The sequence below is a fragment of the Leisingera sp. ANG-M7 genome (assembly GCF_000813965.1).
Taxonomy (GTDB): Bacteria; Pseudomonadota; Alphaproteobacteria; order Rhodobacterales; family Rhodobacteraceae; genus Leisingera.
Genome location: NZ_JWLI01000025.1, coordinates 24,250 through 42,135 on the forward strand (window position 1 = coordinate 24,250; position 17,886 = coordinate 42,135).

The window sequence follows — 17,886 nt, forward strand, 5'->3', positions numbered from 1 at the left end:
TATTTTCTTGCCCGGACAAAAGGTATTCGCAGAGCCAACTTTGGGAGAGAAGCTCATGTCCATTAAATCCTTGCTCTGCGCCTCGGCTGTTCTGGCCGTTGCTGGCAGCACCGCATTTGCAGAAACCGAGATTCAGTGGTGGCACGCCATGGGAGGCACCAATGGCGAACGCGTCAACAAGATCGCCGAAGACTTCAACGCCACTCAGGACGACTACAAGGTGGTTCCCGTCTACAAGGGCAACTACACCGAGACCATGACCGCGGCGATTGCCGCCTTCCGCGCCAAGGAACACCCGCAGATTGTGCAGGTCTTCGAGGTCGGAACCGCCACCATGATGTCCGCCAAAGGCGCCATCTACCCTGTTGAGCAGCTGATGAAGGATGCCGGCGAACCGTTTGACGGCGACGCTTTCCTTCCTGCCGTTGTTTCCTATTATGAGACCCCCGAAGGCGAGCTGCTGTCGATGCCCTTCAACAGCTCCACCCCGGTCCTGTGGTACAACAAGGACGCGCTGGACGCAGCCGGCGCCGACGTTCCGACCACCTGGGACGAAGTCAAAACCGCTTCGCAAAAGCTGGTCGATAACGGCATGAAATGCGGCGTCTCCTTCGGCTGGCAGTCCTGGGTGATGATCGAGAACTTCTCGGCCTGGCACAACCTGCCCACCGGCACCAAGGAAAACGGCTTTGCCGGTTTCGACACCGAACTCACCTTCAACAACGCCAGCGTTGCGGCCCGTCTGGATGACGTCGCCTCCATGGGCAAGGACGGCCTGTTCGTCTATGGCGGCCGCCGCGGCGACAGCCTGCCGATGTTCACCAATGGCGAATGCGGCATGTGGATGAACTCCTCGGCCTATTACGGCTCGATCTCCTCGCAGGCAGAGTTCGAATTCGGCCAGGCCATGCTGCCGCTCGACACCAAGGTGGCGGATGCACCGCAGAACTCGATCATCGGCGGCGCCACCCTGTGGGTTCTCGCAGGCCATGATGAGGCGGAATACAAGGGCACAGCCAAGTTCCTCAGCTACCTGTCCTCGCCCGAGGTGCAGGCGTGGTGGCATCAGGAAACCGGCTATGTGCCGATCACCACTGCGGCCTACGAACTGTCCAAGGAACAGGGTTTCTACGACAGCAATCCGGGCACCGACACGGCCATCAAGCAGCTGAGCCTGAACACCCCGACCGCCAACAGCCGCGGCCTGCGCTATGGCAACTTTGTTCAGGTCCGCGACGTGATCAACGAGGAGCTGGAAGCGCTGTGGGGCGGTGAGAAATCCGCGCAGGAAGCATTGGACGCTGCGGTTCAGCGCGGCAACGAGCTGCTGCGCAAGTTCGAGCGCACCGCCAACCGCTCCTAACCCATCCTGACGACCCGGCCCTGCCGCCCCTTCCCCGGGCGGCAGGGTCACTTTTCTGACTGGGGCCTTTCATGCTCAAACGGGTGCATTTCCCAACCTCGGCGCTGCCTTACCTGCTGGTTGCACCGCAAATCCTCATTACGCTGGTGTTCTTCATCTGGCCGGCCAGCCAGGCCATGTATCAGTCCTTTCTGATCGAAGACGCCTTTGGCCTTGGCACCGAGTTTGTCTGGTTCGAGAATTTTCAGATCCTTGCCACCGACCACCACTACCTGGCCAGTTTCCAGCGCACCGCTGTCTTCTCGGTTCTGGTTGCGGCGCTGTCGATGGGCTTTGCCCTGATCCTCGCGGGCTTTGCCCAGCGGGTGGTGCGCGGCGCCATGTTCTACCGCACCATGCTGATCTGGCCCTATGCGGTGGCGCCGGTTCTGGCAGGCGCGCTGTGGGTGTTCATGTTCAATCCGACCCTCGGCATCTTTCCCTATTTTCTGGAATTTGCAGGCATTACCTGGAACCACTACCTCAATGGCACCCAGGCGATGGCGCTGGTGATCCTGGCCGCCGCCTGGAAGCAGGTCGCCTATAACTTCCTGTTTTACCTCGCCGCCATGCAGTCGATCCCCAATTCCGTGATCGAAGCCGCCGCGATTGACGGTGCAGGCCCGGCACGGCGGTTTTGGACCATCATCTTCCCGCTGATCTCGCCCACCACGTTTTTCCTGCTGGTCATCAACATGGTCTACGCCTTCTTTGAGACCTTCGGCATCATCCACGCCGTGACCCAGGGCGGCCCCGGCACCTCTACCACCATTCTGGTCTACAAGGTGTTCAACGACGGCTTTGTCGGCCTCGACCTCGGCGGCTCCGCCGCGCAGTCGGTGGTGCTGATGGTGCTGGTGATCGCCATGACCGTGGTCCAGTTCCGCTTTGTTGAACGAAAGGTGGCATACTGATGGTCGAACACCGCCCCCTCACGGCATTCCTCACCCATCTGGTGCTGATCCTCGGCGTTATTGCCATCGCGCTGCCAGTGTGGATCACCTTTGTCGCCTCCACCCATGACGAGCTGCGCATGAACCAGGCGCCGCTGCCGCTGTGGCCCGGCGAGTACTTTCTGGAGAACATGAAGCAGACCCTGTTCGGCTCCGGCCTCAGCGGCACGGAATCCGCGCCGGTCTGGTTGATGCTGCTGAATTCACTGGCGATGGCGTTGATGATTTCAACCGGCAAGATCGCCATTTCGCTGCTGTCGGCCTTTGCCATTGTCTACTTCAAGTTCCCTTTCCGCATGGGCTTTTTCTGGATGATCTTCATCACCCTGATGCTGCCGGTCGAAGTGCGAATTCTGCCAACGTTTGAGGTGGTCGCGAACCTGGGAATGCTGAACAGCTACTGGGGTCTGTCGATCCCGCTGATCGCCTCGGCCACCGCGACCTTCATGTTCCGCCAGGTGTTTCTGACGGTGCCGGATGAACTCCTTGAAAGCGCCCGCATTGACGGCGCCGGGCCGCTCAGGTTCTTCTTCGACATCCTGCTGCCCTTGTCGCGCACCAATATCGCGGCGCTGTTTGTGATCCTCTTCATCTTCGGCTGGAACCAGTACCTCTGGCCATTGCTGATCACCACAGACACCTCGATGACCACCATCGTGATGTCGATCAAGCAGATGCTGGAAGCGGCCGAGCAGAGTCCGCAATGGAACATCATCATGACCACGGCCCTCCTGGCGATGATCCCGCCGGTGTTCGTGGTCATCGCAATGCAAAAGCTCTTTGTGCAGGGCTTGACGGAAACCGATAAGTAAGGCGCCTGACTGATGGCTGATATTCAACTCAAAGACCTGGTGAAATCCTACGGGCCGACCGAGGTGCTCCACCATATCGAAGGCGACATCAAGGATGGCGAATTCATCGTCATCGTCGGCCCTTCCGGCTGCGGCAAGTCCACACTGCTGCGCATGGTGGCGGGCCTGGAGAGCGTCACCTCCGGCGAGATCGCGATTGGCGGCCGCCGGGTGAACGAGCTGGAGCCCTCGGCGCGCGATATCGCCATGGTGTTCCAGAACTACGCGCTTTATCCGCATATGTCGGTGCGCCAGAACATGGCCTATGGCCTGAAGATCCGCAAACTCCCGAAGGACGAGATCAACCGCCGCGTCGAGGAGGCCGCCGAAATCCTGGAGATCAAGCAGTACCTCGACCGCAAACCGCGCCAGCTGTCCGGCGGCCAGCGCCAGCGGGTCGCCATGGGCCGCGCCATCGTGCGCGATCCGCAGGTGTTCCTGTTTGACGAGCCGCTTTCGAACCTCGACGCCAAGCTGCGGGTGCAGATGCGCCTGGAAATCCGCAAGCTGCAGCAGCGGCTGGGGGTCACCTCGATCTATGTGACCCACGATCAGGTGGAGGCGATGACGCTGGGCGACCGGCTGATGGTCCTGAACGGCGGCTATGTCGAGCAGTTCGGCACCCCGATTGAGCTGTACGACCGCCCCGCCTCGGTCTTTGTGGCCGGGTTCATCGGCAGCCCGTCGATGAACTTTCTGCCGGTGGAAATCAGCACCGGCCACGCCACGCTCCCCGGCGGCGGCCTGCTGCCCGTGGCCGCGGCTCATTCCGGCGCGGCCACCCTGGGCCTGCGCCCGGAACACTTGAAAGAGGACGAAAACGGCCCCCTCGCAATAGAGGTCGACATGCTGGAGCAGCTTGGCGCCAGCACCCTGATTCACGGCCGCCTGCACGGCACCGGACACAGCATCACCGCCAGCGTCCCCGGCCACGCTCATGACGGTATCGGCAGCATCCGCCGCTTCTCTGCGGCGCCGGAGCTGACCCATCTGTTCGACACCGTCTCCGGCAAACGATTGGCGGTCTGATGCCCTACCCTCAGATCCCGGCCTTTTCAGGCGCGCCAGGGGTGATCCGCCTGGCCGGCCATCGCGGCGCCCGCGGCGTCTTGCCGGAAAACACCCTGGAAGGCTTCGCGTTTGCCCTGAACGCCGGCGTGAAGCTCTTGGAGCTGGACGTCACCGCCACAGCCGACGGTGTGGTGGTGATCACCCACAACCACCGCCTGACCCGATCCATGGTGCGCGACGCCGCAGGCCATTGGCTGCAGGGCCCGGAACCCAAGGTCTCCGCCCTCACCTGGGCGGAGCTGCAGCAGTATGATGCCGGCGGGCTGGACGGCAGCACAGCTTACGGCCAACGCTTCCCGGACCAGGCATTTCTCAGCGGTGTGCGCATTCCCCGTCTTGCAGATCTGCTGGCCCTGCTGCAGCAGCCCGCGCATCAGGACGTCCACCTGTTCCTGGAGATCAAATCCGACCCGGACCTGCTGGACGACACGGCCGCGCGGCAATCGCTGGTCCAATCGGTTGTTGATGTCGTCCGCACCGCCAGGATGGAACCGCGCACCGTGCTGCACAGTTTCGACTGGGATCTGCTGGCGGACTGCCAGCGCATCGCGCCGGAAATGCCTGCCTCCTTTCTCACCCAGCTGCCGGAGAACGACAGCGAAGTCGGGGAGGATTCCTCCAAGGAGGTGAACCCGGTGGCCGGCTGCACGGCGCTTGATCTGCCGGCCCGCGTGGCGGATGCCCGCGGCCAGTTCTGGTGCCCCTATTTCGAGGACATAACCCCGGAGTCCCTTGCGCTGGCGCGCGATCTGGGCCTTCTGACCATGGTCTGGACGGTGAATGAACCAGCGGACATCGATCGCATGATCCGCCTCGGCGCCGACGCGATCTGCACAGACTACCCGGGCCGGGTCCAGCGCCGCCTGCTGCACCACGGCCTGCACTGGCTGCCCGAGGCCGAACGCTGAAATGCAGACCGTTCACAGCGTCTTTGCCCGCTATGAGGACCTGCGCGCCCGGCTGCCGGAAAACCGGACCACACCGGGCACCACGGCCATCGCATCGCTGCTGGAACTGCAGGATCAGGCAGAGGCCTTTGTCTTTGATGCCTTTGGCGTGCTGAACGTCGGCACCGAACCGATCCCCGGCGCGGCAGCGCGGTTGCGGCAGCTGCGCACCGCAGGCTGCGCCATCCGCATCCTGTCCAATGCAGCCAGCAACGGCAAGGCGCAGACCGTGGAGAAGTTCCGCGCCCTGGGCATTGAGATTGCACCCGGCGAAATCATAACCAGCCGAGACGCCGCCCTGAAATCGCTGGACAACCGCCTGTGGGGGGTCATCGCAGTCCCGGACGACAGGCTGGAAGACATCCCCGCCCCGGCCTTGCGGTTGGACCGCGACGCCGCCGCGTATGATCGCGCCGATGGTTTTCTGTTCCTTTCGAGCGCAGATTGGAACGCAGGCAAACAGGCCATGCTGAGCGCCAGCCTGCAGCAGTCACCCCGCCCGGTGGTGATCGCCAACGCAGATCTGGTGGCACCGCGCAGCGGCGGGCTGTCGCTGGAACCCGGCTTCTACGGCCACCAGCTGGCGGATCAGGGACAAACGGATGTACGCTTCTTCGGCAAACCCTACCCCGAAGTTTACGCTCTGGCGGCGCAGACGCTGGCGGACCTAAGGCCGGACCGCTTCGTGATGTGCGGCGACACGCTGCACACCGACATCCTGGGCGCCTCCGCCGCTGGCTGGCAGACAGTCCTAGTCACCCGCGACGGGGTGCTTGCCGGGCAGGAACCGCAACAGTTCATCGCGGCCTCGGGAATCTGGCCGGACTTCTGGCTGCCGCGCATTTGACCGCTGCCGCCTATCCGCCAAAGGCATGCGCCCCCGCCAGCCGGCCGAAGACGGATCCGCTGATCAGGCCGGTCCCGCCAGGATAGTTGAAATAGAACACCCCGCCGACCAGTTCGCCCGCCGCAAACAGGCCGGGGATCGGCGCCAGGTCATTGTCCAGCACCTGCGCGCTGTCCGGGTCAATCCGGAGGCCGCCGAAGGTGAAGGTGATGCCGCACCCCACCTGATAGGCTTCGAACGGGCCTTCGTCGATGGTGTTGGCCCAATTGGACTTCGGCACCGCCAGCCCCCGTGTCCCGCGGCCATCCTTGATGTTCGGATCAAACGGCGTGCCGGTGTCCACCGCTGCATTGTAAGCACGGATTTCCTCTAGAAAGCCCTGCGGGTCGACTCCCTCCAGCTTTTCCGCAAGCTCCTCCAGCGTCGGGGCGGTCACCTTGGTCACCCGCTTGATGCGGTATTCGTCGCGCAGCAGATGGGTGACCTTGGCATCGAAAACCTGCCAGGCGAACTGATCCGGCTGGTTCAGGATCACCCGGCCGTATTTGGCATAGGTGTAGTTGCGGAAATCCGCGCCCTCGTCGACAAACCGGTGCCCCGTGGCGTTCACCATCACCCCCCAAGGATAGGAATGCTTCTGAAAGCCGTCGCCCACATCCAGATCGCCGAACTCCGGCGCGTTGTAGTCCCAGCCGACCGCGTGGCAGCCCGACCAGTTGCCATAGGTGGAGGCGCCCGCCGCCATCGCCATCTTGATCCCTTCGCCGGTGTTGAAGCGGGAGCCGCGCACCCGGGCCATCTCCCACCCGGGGCCGAGGTAACGGGTGCGCATTTCCGGGCTGGCCTGAAAGCCGCCCGAAGCAATCACCACGGATTTCGCGCGCAAATCCTGAAGCTCCCCTCTGTGGCGAACCTTGACGCCGGTGACGGCGTGGCCGTCTGTCAAAATTTCCACGGCCCGGGTTTCATAGCGGATCTCGACACCGGCCTCTTTGGCAATTCTGGTGTGGGCATCCACCAGGCCGGGGCCGCCGCCCCAGGCCTCAAGCGTTAGCCCGCCCCAGAATTTGAATCGGCCATCGACCTTGAACGCCTGCCGCCCGTAGATCGGCATGAAGCGGATGCCCTTGCCGCGCATCCAATGCATGGTCTCGCGCGAAGTGGTCACCAGCCGTTCGCACAAGGCTGGATCTGTGCGGAAACGGGTAACGCGGAACATGTCGTCAAAGAACTGCTCCTGCGTGTAGGTGCCGAAATCAGTGATGGCGATCTGCTCTTCACTCAGGTCCGGGCACAACGCGCGGATGTCCTCCACCCCGTCATAGGCAAAGCGGATGGCGCCTGCGGTATAGCGGGAGTTGCCGCCGTTTTCCGCCTCGGGCGCGCATTCCAGCATCAGCACGCTTGCCCCCTTTTCCCGCGCGGCGTGGGCGGCGCAAAAGGCCGCATTGCCCGCGCCGATGACGATCGTGTCCCAGGTGGTCATGGTTTCAGTCCTCCTGCGGTGCCTTGAACAGATCCTTGCGCAGCGTCATCAGCGCACCCGGATCAATCTTGCCTTGAATAATTGTGGTTTCATTGCTGGCCAGTGCCGCCTCCAGCGCCGGACCCATTTCACCGGGACCATCCACCCAGATGCCCCTGCCCCCGCACAGTTCCGCAAATTTGTCATAGCGCGGCGAGGCGATCTCCGAGCCCAGCAGGCGGCCGCCGTAAAATTCCTGCTGATAGGCTTTCTCGGCGCCCCAGGCCTCGTTGTCGAGCACCACGATCACCACCGGCAGCTTGTGCTGAATGGCGGTCTGGATCTCGATCATCGTGTAACCAACGGCACCATCGCCCATCACGGCCACAACCGGGCGATCCGGTGCCGCGGCCTTCGCGCCGATGGCCGCCGCCAGGCCAAAGCCGACCAGGCCGAAATCCAGCGGAGTGATCAGGCTAATCGGCTCGCAATGCGCCAGCCGGTCGGCTGCCTGCAGGCAGGTGTTGCCGGTGTCGAGCGTAACGATGGCGTTCTCCGGCAGCGCAGCGCGGATCTCTGCCAGCGCCCGGCGCGGGTGCATCGGCAGGGTGGCGATCCGCGCTTCCTCGTTGCGTTCAGCGGCAAGGTCAGCCATGTCCGCCTTGAAGGCAACGCGCCATTCATCCGCCGCCGGTTTCGATGCCGCTGCGGCCAAGGCTTCGGCCGTCAGCCGGGCATCGGCCTGCACCGCGATCTCCGCCGGGAAATAGCGGCCCACGGCAAAGCCGTCTATGTCCACATGGGCGATGCGGGTCTCCGCGCCGACGTAATCATTGCTGTGAAAGGTGGAGTTGAAACCCAGCCGCGCACCCAGCACCACCATCACATCGGCTTCCCTGGTCAGGCGGCTGGCTACGTGGTTGCCGCGCGGCCCGGCCTGGCCTGCAAACCACGGATGGCCATGGCGCATCACGTCGGCATGGCCGGTCGAGGCCACCACCGGCACCTCCAGCGTCTCGGCCAGGGCGGTCAGTGCCGCACGCCCCCTGCCCCATTTGAACCCGCCGCCCGCAAAGATCACCGGGCGTTTTGCAGCAGAGAGCATGGCCGCGATGGCGCTGATGTCGTCCGGCGCCGCAGGCCCCGGGCGGGCGATGTTCACCGGCTTGGGATCAACGGCCGCAACTTCTGCTGCAAACAGGTCGCGCGGCACATGCAGAACCACCGGCCCGCGGCGGCCTGAATTGGCGAGCCGGATCGCGTCTTCCATCATCGGCGCCAGGCGCGCAGGATCGGTGACCATGACCGAGCGTTTGGAGATCGGCGCAAACAGCGCCACCTGATCCACCTCCTGAAAGGTGTCCTTGGCATGGTCAGCCCGGGTGATGGCTCCGGCAATTACCACCAGCGGCGAATAGGCCAGCTGCGCCTCGGCCACGGCGGTGACGATGTTGACGACCCCCGGCCCCGCCTGCGCCCCCAGCACCACTCCGGGCGTGCCGGTCATCCGCGCCCAGGCATCGGCCATGTGGCCCGCCGCGCGCTCATCCCGGGCACCGACATAGGCGATCTCCCCGCCCTGATACATCGCGTCGTACAACTCCAGCATCGACCCGCCCAGCAGGCCGAACACGGTGTCGATGCCATTGGCCTTCAATACGCGGTAGACGGCCTCGCCTCCGGTGATCTTGGTGTTGATTGTGGTCATGGTCTCAATCCTCGGAACGGGGCCGCAGGTTCTGCGGGTCAAAAACTGCTTCATCATGGATGGTGACGGCGAATTCCCGGTTCAGGATCTGCACGGTCAGCCCTTCACGCGGCGTGCCCTTGCGGACAAACAGCCAGCCCAGCGACTTGCCAACCGCGTAACCATAGCCGCCGGAGGTGGTGAGCCCGACCGGTTGACCATCCAGCAGCACCGGTTCGCCGCCGTGGATGTCGACGCCGTCCGCATGAAGTTCCGCATAAAACAGCTCCCATCCCGGAGCGCGGCCCAGCAAGGCTTCCTTGCCCAGAAACTCCCGGCCCTCGGCCACCACAAACCGCTCCAGACCCACATCCAGCGGGCCCGCGTCGGTGGTCAGCTCGCCGGAGGCACGATAGGCCTTCTCCATCCGCATCCCGTTGAAGGCATAGGAGCCAAGGTCGGCCAACCCGTGTTTTTCTCCGGCCTCAAAAAGCGCGTCGTATAGTTCGCCGATACGCTCCAGCGGCGCGTGCAGTTCCCAGCCAAGCTCGCCCACGAAGGAAACGCGCAGCGCATAGCAGGGGATGCCCGCCACCGTGATCTCCTGCCCCGACAGCCAGGGGAACGCCCGGTTCGAAAGGTTCGCATCCGTCAGCTCCGCCAGGATCCGGCGCGAGGCCGGGCCGGAGAGCGCCAGCATGCCCCAGTCGTGGGTGCGGTTGATCATTTGCACGTCTTCGCCGTCGCGGGTATGCGACTTGATCCAGTCAAAGTCCGGATTGGCGCGGGCGATGGGGGAGCCCGTGAAATAGCGGTCCTCAGCGATGCGCCAGATGGTGATCTCGGTCTCGAACCGGCCTTTCTCTGTCAGCAGGTGGTTGAGGCTCATCCGTCTGTCACGGGCCGGAATCCTGTTGGCCGACAACCGGTCCAGCAACGCGCCGGCATCCTTACCGGTGATCTCAAACTGGGCAAAGGCGCAGAGGTCGATGACACCCGCCGCCGTTCGCGTTGACCTGGCCTCCGCCATCGCGTTGGCGTGCCAAGGCTGATGGCCCCAGCCAATTTGCTCCACCTCGCCAAAGCTTCCGAAGTACCTGGGCCGCTCCCAGCCAGCGACCTCACCGAAAACCGCACCCTTGGCGGCCAGCCTGTCATACAACGGGTGACGCTTCAGCGGCCGCAAGCTCTCGAACTGCTTACCGGGGCACGGGGTGTCATGGCGGCGCATGAACTCATCCTTGGTGCGCTCAACAATGAATTGATCAGTGGAAAAATTGCCATAGCGGCGCGGATCAAGGCCGCGCGTGTTGATCTGGGTCTCGCCATGCACCATCCAGTCGGCCAGCACCTTGCCCGCACCGCCGCCCCAGGCAAGCCCGATGGAGGAGCCGCAGGACAGCCAGACATTCGGCGCGCCTGACGGCCCCACAAGCATACCGCCATCCGGCGTATGGGTGATTGCCCCGCGTACCACGCGCTTGATGCCGAGGTCTGCCAGCACCGGCATCTTCTCAAACGCCACCATCAGAAAATCGCCGATGGAGTCATAATCGGCCTCAAACAGCTCATTCTCCGCAGCCCAGGGCGCGCCCTGCGGCATCTCCCAGACAGTGGGGCAAGTGTGGCCTTCGTAGATGCCAATGAGGCCCGATTTCTGCTCCTGCCGGATATAGCCGCCATAGGCATTGTCACGCATCACCGGCAGTTCAGGACGGTCCAGAAACTCCGGTACAGTGTCGGTCACCAGATAATGATGCAGGCAGCTGACAGACGGGATTTTCAACCCGAACCATTCCCCCACCTGATTGGCATAAGACCCTGCTGCAATCACCACATGTTCGGCCAGAACGTCGCCTTTTTCCGTGCGCAACAGCCACATATCCCCCTTGCGGGAGGCGCCCAATACTTGATTGCGGCGCTCTATCCTGGCGCCGCGCGCGCGGGTGGCGGCGGCCAATGCCATGGTCACCGAGGAAGGGTCGATATGGCCGTCCTCAAAGGTCTGTACCGCCGCCTTTAAATCATCCACCCTGTAGAAAGGATTCACGCGGGCGACCTCCTCGGGGCCAACCAGCTCCATTGGCAGGTCCAGCAGCTTACCGACGCCCATGATCGACTTCATCCAGTCAACCTCGTCATCAGTGGTCGCAATGCGGAAGCCGCCGACCTCATGCCAGCCGATGCTCTGGCCGGTTTCCTGCTCGACCTTCTTGTAGGTCTCAATCGAGGTCTTATTGATCCATCCCATCAGCCGGCTGCCCACTGCATGGGTGATCTGCCCCGCCGCGTGCCAGGTGGAGCCGGAGGTCAGCTCGGCCTTCTCAAACAGGATCGTGTCGGTCCAGCCGTTCTCTGCCAGCTGGAACTGGGCAGCCACGCCCATGATGCCGCCGCCGATGATGGCGGCCTGCGTGGTGCGGGGGATGTCAGTCATCGGCAAACGCCTCTTTGGCGGATTTCAGTGACGCCTTGGCGCCATAGCGGGTGCAGGCGATTTCGACCTCGAAGCCGGAAACAACTGTGTTGCAGGCAAGCTGATCCAGCGGCGCATCAATCATCGCCAGCGCAACAGACCGCCCATAGCAGTAGCTCCAGGCCGCGGAGGTGATCTGGCCCGCAACTTGGCCGCCGTAGTAAACCGGCTCATCATGGATCGGGACCGCCTCCGGGTCGTCGAACAGGATCGAGACGATCCGGCGCTCCGGGGTATGGTCCTTCAAGCCCTTCTCGCCCGCGAACCCGGTGCCAAAGGCGCAGAATGCCCCAAGCCCTGCCTCCTGCGGCGTGGTGCCGGGGCCCAGTTCGTGGCCAAAGGCCCGGAAGCCGCTTTCGATCCGCAGCGAACCGCTGGCATAAAGCCCGGCGTGGCTTGCGCCCGCTGCCACTAGCGCCTCATAGGCCGCCATCGCCATGTCAGCGGGGATGTAAAGCTCATAGCCCTCCTCACCGGTGAAACTGAGCCGCCCGGCCCAGCCGCGCGCAAGGCCAATCTCGACAGGGCCAAACTGAAAGCGTTTCAGGTCCGGCACAGGGCTGTTGGTGGTCGCCTTCAGCACGTCGCGAGCCTGCGCGCCCGCCAGGCCAAGGATTGCATAACCGCTGGTCACATCGGTGAACTCCACGCAGAAATCCCCCTTGGTTTCCCGCATCCGCTTCATGTCGCGCACCACTTCCCCGGCACCCGCGATCAGCAGATAGGTCTCCGGCCCGTGCCGCTGCACCGTGACATCGCTTTCGATGCCGCCCTTGCGGTTCAGGATCTGGCTATAGGCGATGCGGCCCTCAGCGATATCCATCTGCGCTGCGCAGAGATGGTTGAGGAAGGCACAGGCGTCCGGCCCCTGCACCCAAATCTTGCCAAAGGCGCTCTGGTCCAGAATGGCGGCGCCGTTGCGGCAGGCTTCCACCTCTCGGCCCACCTGATCCCGCCAGGCAGGCACCCCGAAGGTCAGCGGCAGATGCGCGGCCTCGCCGCCGAAATGCACCGCCCGCTCCCAGCCGCCGCGGCTTTCAAACCTTGCACCGGCGGCAACCAGACCCGCGTGAATGGGAGTGCGCCGCTGACCGCGGGCGGTCTCCATCCACCGGCCCGGATAGGGATTGTCATAGTGGCGGCCCAGCACCTCCGGTATGCGGGCCTCCAGCGCGCCCAGCACGTTCATTTCCGGGCTGAAGCGGCGGATATCGGCCTCGTTCAGCTCCATCGTTGGCTCGCCCGCAATGATCCACTCCGCCATCGCGCGCCCTGCCCCGCCCGCCAGCGCGATGCCGGTGGAATTCATGCCGCCCATCAGGAACAGCCCCGGCACCTCCGGGCTTTCCCCCAGCATGAACTGGCTGTCGAGGGTGAAGCTTTCGGGACCATTGAGCAGCATCCGCACCTCGGCTTTTTCCAGTGCTGGGATGCGGTGCAGGGCGTTTTCCATCATCGGCATGAAGTGGTCCCAGTCCTCGTCCAAGAGGTCGAAGGAGAAATCCTTGGGCAGCCGGTCCAGAGGCAAGCCTTTGGCGTGGGGCTCGAAACAGCCGACCAGCAGCCCCTCGACATCGTCACGGGCGTATAGAAACGCGTCCTGATCGTTCAATGTCGGCAGATGCGCGCCCTTGCCAAGCGCCTGCACCTCCTGCAACGGCTTGGTCAGGATGTAGAAATGCTCGCAGGCGTAGAGCGGCATGTGCGCCCCCGCCAACGCCGCAACCTCGCGGGACCAGAGGCCGCAAGCGATCACCACTTCCTCCGCCTCGATCAGATGCTCACCTACCGCAACACCGGAGATCCTGCCGCCCTTCTTCTGCAGGCCCGTAACGGCGGTATCCTCAAAGATCTGCACCCCCCGCGCCCGCGCACCCTTGGACAGCGCCAGCGCCACGTCCGAGGGGTTCACCCGCCCGTCCGCTGGCGACCAGACCGCACCGATCACATCGCCCGTTTCAATCAGCGGCCACAGCTCCTTGGCGCGGGCGGCATCCACCACCTCGGCCTCCAGACCAAAGGCGCGTCCCAGCGACACTTGCCGCTTGATATTGGTCAGCCGGTCCGGATTGGTCGCCAGCGTCAGCGACCCGGTCTGGATCCAGCCGGTCGCCTGACCGGTCTCAACCTCCAGCGCGCCATACAGGTCTATCGAATAGTTGATCAGCCTGGTCAGCGTTGCCGAGGGCCGCAGCCGGCGCACCAGCCCCGCCGCGTGCCAGGTGGTGCCGCTGGTCAGCTTGGAACGCTCCAGCACCACGATGTCGGTCCGCCCCTCTCGGGCCAAGTGATAGGCGATGGAGCAGCCGATGACACCGCCTCCGACGATCACAGTGCGGGCGCGGGATGGCAGGGTCATTGCAGCACTCCGTCATGAACAAGCGCGGCAAACACCGCATCAAAGGCGTCCAGCGCCTCGTCTATCAGCTCCGGGGTATGCGCCGCGGAGGTCACGCAGGAGGTATGGCTCATCAGATCCACGCCGCGCGCCAGCAGGCCGCCGCGCAGGCCGGCCAACAAGGCAGGCGGTACGCTGCGGATTTCAGCCGGGCTCAGCCCTTCTGGGTCTGCTGCGCCAAACAGCAGATGGCAGGTTGAACTCTCTCCATAGGCGCATCCCGTGATGCCGTGCCGCGCCAACCCCGCATTCAGACCACCGCGCAGGCGCTCTGCCATGGCATCGGCCTGCGCCTGCACCTCTCCGGTGGCCAGCAGAGGCATCGCAGCGCAGGCCGCCGCGGCAATCAGCGGGGAGCCGTTGAAGGTCCCCTTGTGGCTGACCGGCGGCGACAGCCCGTCCCGCGTGGCGGCGTTGTTCATCAGTTCCATGATCTCCGCCCGGCCGCAGACGGCACCGCCCGGCAGGCCGCCGGTCACCACCTTGGCCAGCGTCGTCAGGTCCGGCACGATGCCGTCGCGCGCCTGCCGCCCGCCGGGCGACCAGCGCAGGCCGGTGATGATCTCGTCAAAGATCAGCACCGCACCGGCAGTCCGGGCTGCATCATGCAGGGCACGCAAAGTGTCCACAGGCAGCGGCACAGAGCCATAATTGGCCCCGGACGCCTCAATAATCACGGTGCCGATGCTGCTGTCCTGCAGGGCCGCCTGCATCGTCCCCGGATCGGCAGCACAGACCTCGACCAGGCCCGTGACCGCATCGGGCACCCCCAGCGACGCAGCTTGCAGACTGCCTGCCTTGGCCCCTTTCAGGTCGTGGTCGTGCCAGCCGTGGTAATGGCCGTCGACCCGCAGCACCTTGTCCCTGCCGGACCAGGCCCGGCCCAGCCGCATCGCCAGCATCGTCGCTTCGCTGCCAGAGGCGGTGAAACGGGTGCGCTCGGCGCAGGGAAACAGCCGGTTGACCCATTCCGCCCATTCGGTCTCGGCCGCGTGGCAATCGGCGCTGAAAATCGCTTTGTCGGCCTGCCGCTGCAGCGCCTCGACAACCGCGGGGTGGCCGTGGCCCAGCATCTGGCTGGCCGATCCCATCTTGAAATCAATGTAGCGGCGCCCCTCCGCGTCCCATTTCTCAGCACCTGCGGCGCGTTCGATATAGATGGGGTGCGGCGCGCGGTAGCGCAGCTCGTGGCTGACTCCGCCCGGCAGCGCCGCCCGGGCGCGGCTGCTCAATTCACTGTTGCTCATGCGGGCCTGCCAATCTGTTCACGGGAAAGCCGGATATCAAATGCCGCGCGCAGCGCGCGGTCGGTCTCATCGCTGACATGCTGAGGGAAATGCGCCCACAGAATTTCATGGGCTGTGTCCCGCGCCGCCTCGCCCACCGGCCGGGCGCCAGCCTCCTGCCATTCGCGCGGGGACCGGCGGTCGCCGATATGCGGATAGAAGTAGTCTGACTTCATACGCTCAAACGTGTGCTGCTGCCCCAGATAGTGGCCGTCGCCGCGGCACACCTGGGCGATCACATCGGCGGCAATGTTTTCCGGCGTGGCTTCGACCCCGCGGATCGTCCGCAGGATGTTGCCCAGCAGGTCGTTGTCGCTGACATAGGCCGCATGGCTGACGCCCAGCAGACTTGCCTGCATGCCCGCCGCCTGGGTCACAATGTTAGACCCTGCATGGGCGGCCATCGCCACGGCCAGCGATTTCTCAGCGCCATATTGCGCATCCAGGCATTTGGCATCGGTGATCCCCGCGATAGAGGAAACCGGCAAGCCGAAATGCCGCCCCATCTGCGCCGCGCCGGCCATCAGGATTGCCTGCTCGCCGCCGCCGCCGCACATCGCCCCAGTGCGCAGATCGGCAACCAGCGGCTTGGGGGCAAAGATCGCCTTGGCCTCCGGGTCCACCAGCCGGGCAAAGACCAGCCCGGCCAATGTTTCGGCAACCGCCTGCACCAGCGATCCGGCAACTGTGGCGGGGCTGGTCGCCCCGGCCTGTCCTGCGCTGATCAGCTGCACCGGAAACCCTGCCCTGATCGCGGCCTCCAGCACCTCGCAGGCCTCCTCGGCAAAGCGCATCGGCGGCACCACGTGGCAAACCATCACAGTCAGAAAGGGCCGCGCCCGGAATGCGGCCTCACCGCCGGCGATTTGATAGCAAAGGTCCGCGATTGGCCGCACGTTTTCTGGCGCGCTGATCGAGATTGAGACATGTTTTGAGGTGCCCATCAGGCAGGCATAGGCGGTGTTCAAATCCATCACCGCGCTGCCCTCGATGTCTCGCGCCACCACCGAGCGGCTGAAATGATGGATGTTCTCCATCCGGTCGACAATCCGCGCCGCGTCATAGAGATCCGCCAGCGTCGAGTCGCGGTAGGCCCCGGTGTCGAGGTCAAACACCCCCGGTGCCGCCCCGCCGGTCGACATATGGACCCGCGCGCCACTGATCTGCAGATCGTTTTCCGGCTCCTGGCCGCACAGCGTGAATGCCTTCTGCGCGCCCTCCACGGCCCAGTGCACCAGCGCCCGCGGAAACAGCAGCCTGCGGCCCTCGGTCAGCTGCCCGCCCGCGGCGCACACCTTGCCGGTCATGGACGGAATGGCCTGGCTCAGCCCCAGCGTTTCCAGAAGCGACAGCGCGGTCTCTTCAACCAGCGCAACCTCCTCCGGCGCAAGCGGTCTCAGCCGCCCGCCTTCAACGCCGGGCCACACCGGCCTGACGCTGCCAGCTTCGTCCGCTTCAAGGAGCCGTTCCTTGCGCCCGCGCCTTCGTTTTCCGGATGCCGCCATTTCATGAGTCCAGCTAACTTCTTTAAAACGGTGGCCCTTGAAGTTCCCATTTACAAATGGTCATTGCTCAGCAACTAATGAGTTGTACTCATCTATGGATTCCGCATGCTGCCGTCGCTCTCCGCCCTGCGCGCCTTCGAAGCCGCCGCTCGAACCGGCAGCTTCCGCGCCGCGGCGGAGCATCTGTCCGTGACCCCCACCGCGATCAGCCACCACATCCGCGGCCTCGAGGAGCAGCTCAGCACCAAGCTGTTCAAACGCTCCGGGCGCGATGTGGTGCTGACGGAAGACGGGCAGCGGCTGGCAGAAACGGCGGTTCAGGCCTTTGGCATGCTTGAAGATACGGTCCGCGCGCTCCGGCGCACCACGCGCAAGACCGTGCGCATTGCTGCCGGCCCCATTTTCACCGCCCGCTGGCTGATGCCGCGGATCAGCAATTTCTGGGAACAGCATCCGGGAACCGGGCTGGAGGTGGTGCCGACGTATCAGCCCGGCGCGCAGGACCGCGAAAACGTGGATATCGTGATCAGCTGGGAACGCATGTCAGAAATGCCCGAAGGCGCCGTCAAACTGCTTGAACTCAGCCCGGTGGCGATTGCGTCAGAGGATTTCCTCACCCGCTTTGGCCCGGTGGAAACGCCCGCAGACCTGCTGCAGCTGCCGCTGCTGCATCAGCGGAACCATTGGGGCTGGCTGGATTGGTTCTCGGCCATGGGCGTGCGGGTTCCGGGCACCTTGCGCGGGCCGGTGTTTGAAGACGCCAATGTTCTGCTGCGCGGCGCTGCGGAAGGCCAGGGGGTGATTGTCGGATGGCTGCCGCTGATTGACCAGGATCTGGCCGAAGGCAGAGTGGTGCGCCTGTTCAACGAGGACATCACGCCAACCCACGGGTATTTCCTGGACGCGCGCAAAGGCAACCAGGCGCGCCGGCAAACCCGGGCCGCCATCGGCTGGCTGACAGCCCAAAGCACCCGGATTGATCCTGGCCGCTGATGACA

13 protein-coding genes are annotated in these 17,886 nt (G+C 64.3%); 7 read left to right on the top strand and 6 right to left on the bottom strand.

The genetic code is table 11. From position 1 onward, the window contains the following. Positions 1-55 precede the first annotated feature (55 nt). The 6 genes from ugpB (at position 56) to RA26_RS20390 (ending at position 6,071) form a co-directional block, all read left to right on the top strand. A complete protein-coding gene (gene ugpB, locus RA26_RS20365) occupies positions 56-1,363 on the top strand; it encodes a sn-glycerol-3-phosphate ABC transporter substrate-binding protein UgpB (protein ID WP_039186989.1) in 1,308 nt (435 codons plus the stop codon). A gap of 71 nt (positions 1,364-1,434) precedes the next feature. Continuing rightward, positions 1,435-2,316, top strand: a complete 882-nt coding sequence (ugpA, locus tag RA26_RS20370; protein WP_039186990.1) for a sn-glycerol-3-phosphate ABC transporter permease UgpA — start codon at positions 1,435-1,437, stop codon at positions 2,314-2,316. Further along, complete coding sequence (gene ugpE / locus RA26_RS20375) at positions 2,316-3,167, top strand: sn-glycerol-3-phosphate ABC transporter permease UgpE (RefSeq protein WP_039186991.1); 852 nt, start codon at positions 2,316-2,318, stop codon at positions 3,165-3,167. Before ugpA ends, ugpE begins: the two co-directional genes overlap by 1 nt. A gap of 12 nt (positions 3,168-3,179) precedes the next feature. Continuing rightward, the gene (locus RA26_RS20380) at positions 3,180-4,235 is read left to right on the top strand and encodes a sn-glycerol-3-phosphate import ATP-binding protein UgpC (protein WP_039186992.1); all 1,056 of its coding nucleotides are present in this window, start codon (positions 3,180-3,182) and stop codon (positions 4,233-4,235) included. Continuing rightward, positions 4,235-5,185, top strand: coding sequence for a glycerophosphodiester phosphodiesterase family protein (locus RA26_RS20385; protein WP_039186993.1), 951 nt, complete (start codon positions 4,235-4,237; stop codon positions 5,183-5,185). Before RA26_RS20380 ends, RA26_RS20385 begins: the two co-directional genes overlap by 1 nt. Before the next feature lies 1 nt (position 5,186). Continuing rightward, a complete protein-coding gene (locus tag RA26_RS20390) occupies positions 5,187-6,071 on the top strand; it encodes an HAD-IIA family hydrolase (RefSeq protein ID WP_039186994.1) in 885 nt (294 codons plus the stop codon). A 10-nt stretch (positions 6,072-6,081) separates the two neighbouring features. Here the strand turns inward: RA26_RS20390 and tcuA are convergent, their stop codons facing one another. From tcuA to RA26_RS20420, 6 genes are read right to left on the bottom strand one after another with little or no spacing between them, the layout of a single operon-like run. Continuing rightward, on the bottom strand, positions 6,082-7,557 hold the full coding sequence (gene tcuA / locus RA26_RS20395; RefSeq protein ID WP_039186995.1) for an FAD-dependent tricarballylate dehydrogenase TcuA: 1,476 nt from the start codon (positions 7,555-7,557) through the stop codon (positions 6,082-6,084). A gap of 4 nt (positions 7,558-7,561) precedes the next feature. Then, complete coding sequence (locus tag RA26_RS20400; protein ID WP_039186996.1) at positions 7,562-9,244, bottom strand: thiamine pyrophosphate-binding protein; 1,683 nt, start codon at positions 9,242-9,244, stop codon at positions 7,562-7,564. 4 nt (positions 9,245-9,248) lie between these two features. Further along, complete coding sequence (locus RA26_RS20405) at positions 9,249-11,660, bottom strand: GcvT family protein (protein ID WP_039186998.1); 2,412 nt, start codon at positions 11,658-11,660, stop codon at positions 9,249-9,251. Beyond that, complete coding sequence (locus RA26_RS20410; protein ID WP_039186999.1) at positions 11,653-14,058, bottom strand: GcvT family protein; 2,406 nt, start codon at positions 14,056-14,058, stop codon at positions 11,653-11,655. Before RA26_RS20410 ends, RA26_RS20405 begins: the two co-directional genes overlap by 8 nt. Continuing rightward, entirely contained in the window at positions 14,055-15,344 is a 1,290-nt protein-coding gene (locus RA26_RS20415; RefSeq protein WP_039187000.1) for an aspartate aminotransferase family protein, read from the bottom strand. The genes RA26_RS20410 and RA26_RS20415 overlap by 4 nt, the downstream gene beginning before the upstream one ends. Continuing rightward, the gene (locus RA26_RS20420) at positions 15,341-16,888 is read right to left on the bottom strand and encodes a trimethylamine methyltransferase family protein (RefSeq protein WP_039187001.1); all 1,548 of its coding nucleotides are present in this window, start codon (positions 16,886-16,888) and stop codon (positions 15,341-15,343) included. Before RA26_RS20420 ends, RA26_RS20415 begins: the two co-directional genes overlap by 4 nt. A 105-nt stretch (positions 16,889-16,993) precedes the next feature. Here RA26_RS20420 and RA26_RS20425 point away from each other — a divergent pair, with 105 nt between their 5' ends. Further along, complete coding sequence (locus RA26_RS20425; protein ID WP_039187002.1) at positions 16,994-17,881, top strand: LysR substrate-binding domain-containing protein; 888 nt, start codon at positions 16,994-16,996, stop codon at positions 17,879-17,881. Positions 17,882-17,886 lie beyond the last annotated feature (5 nt).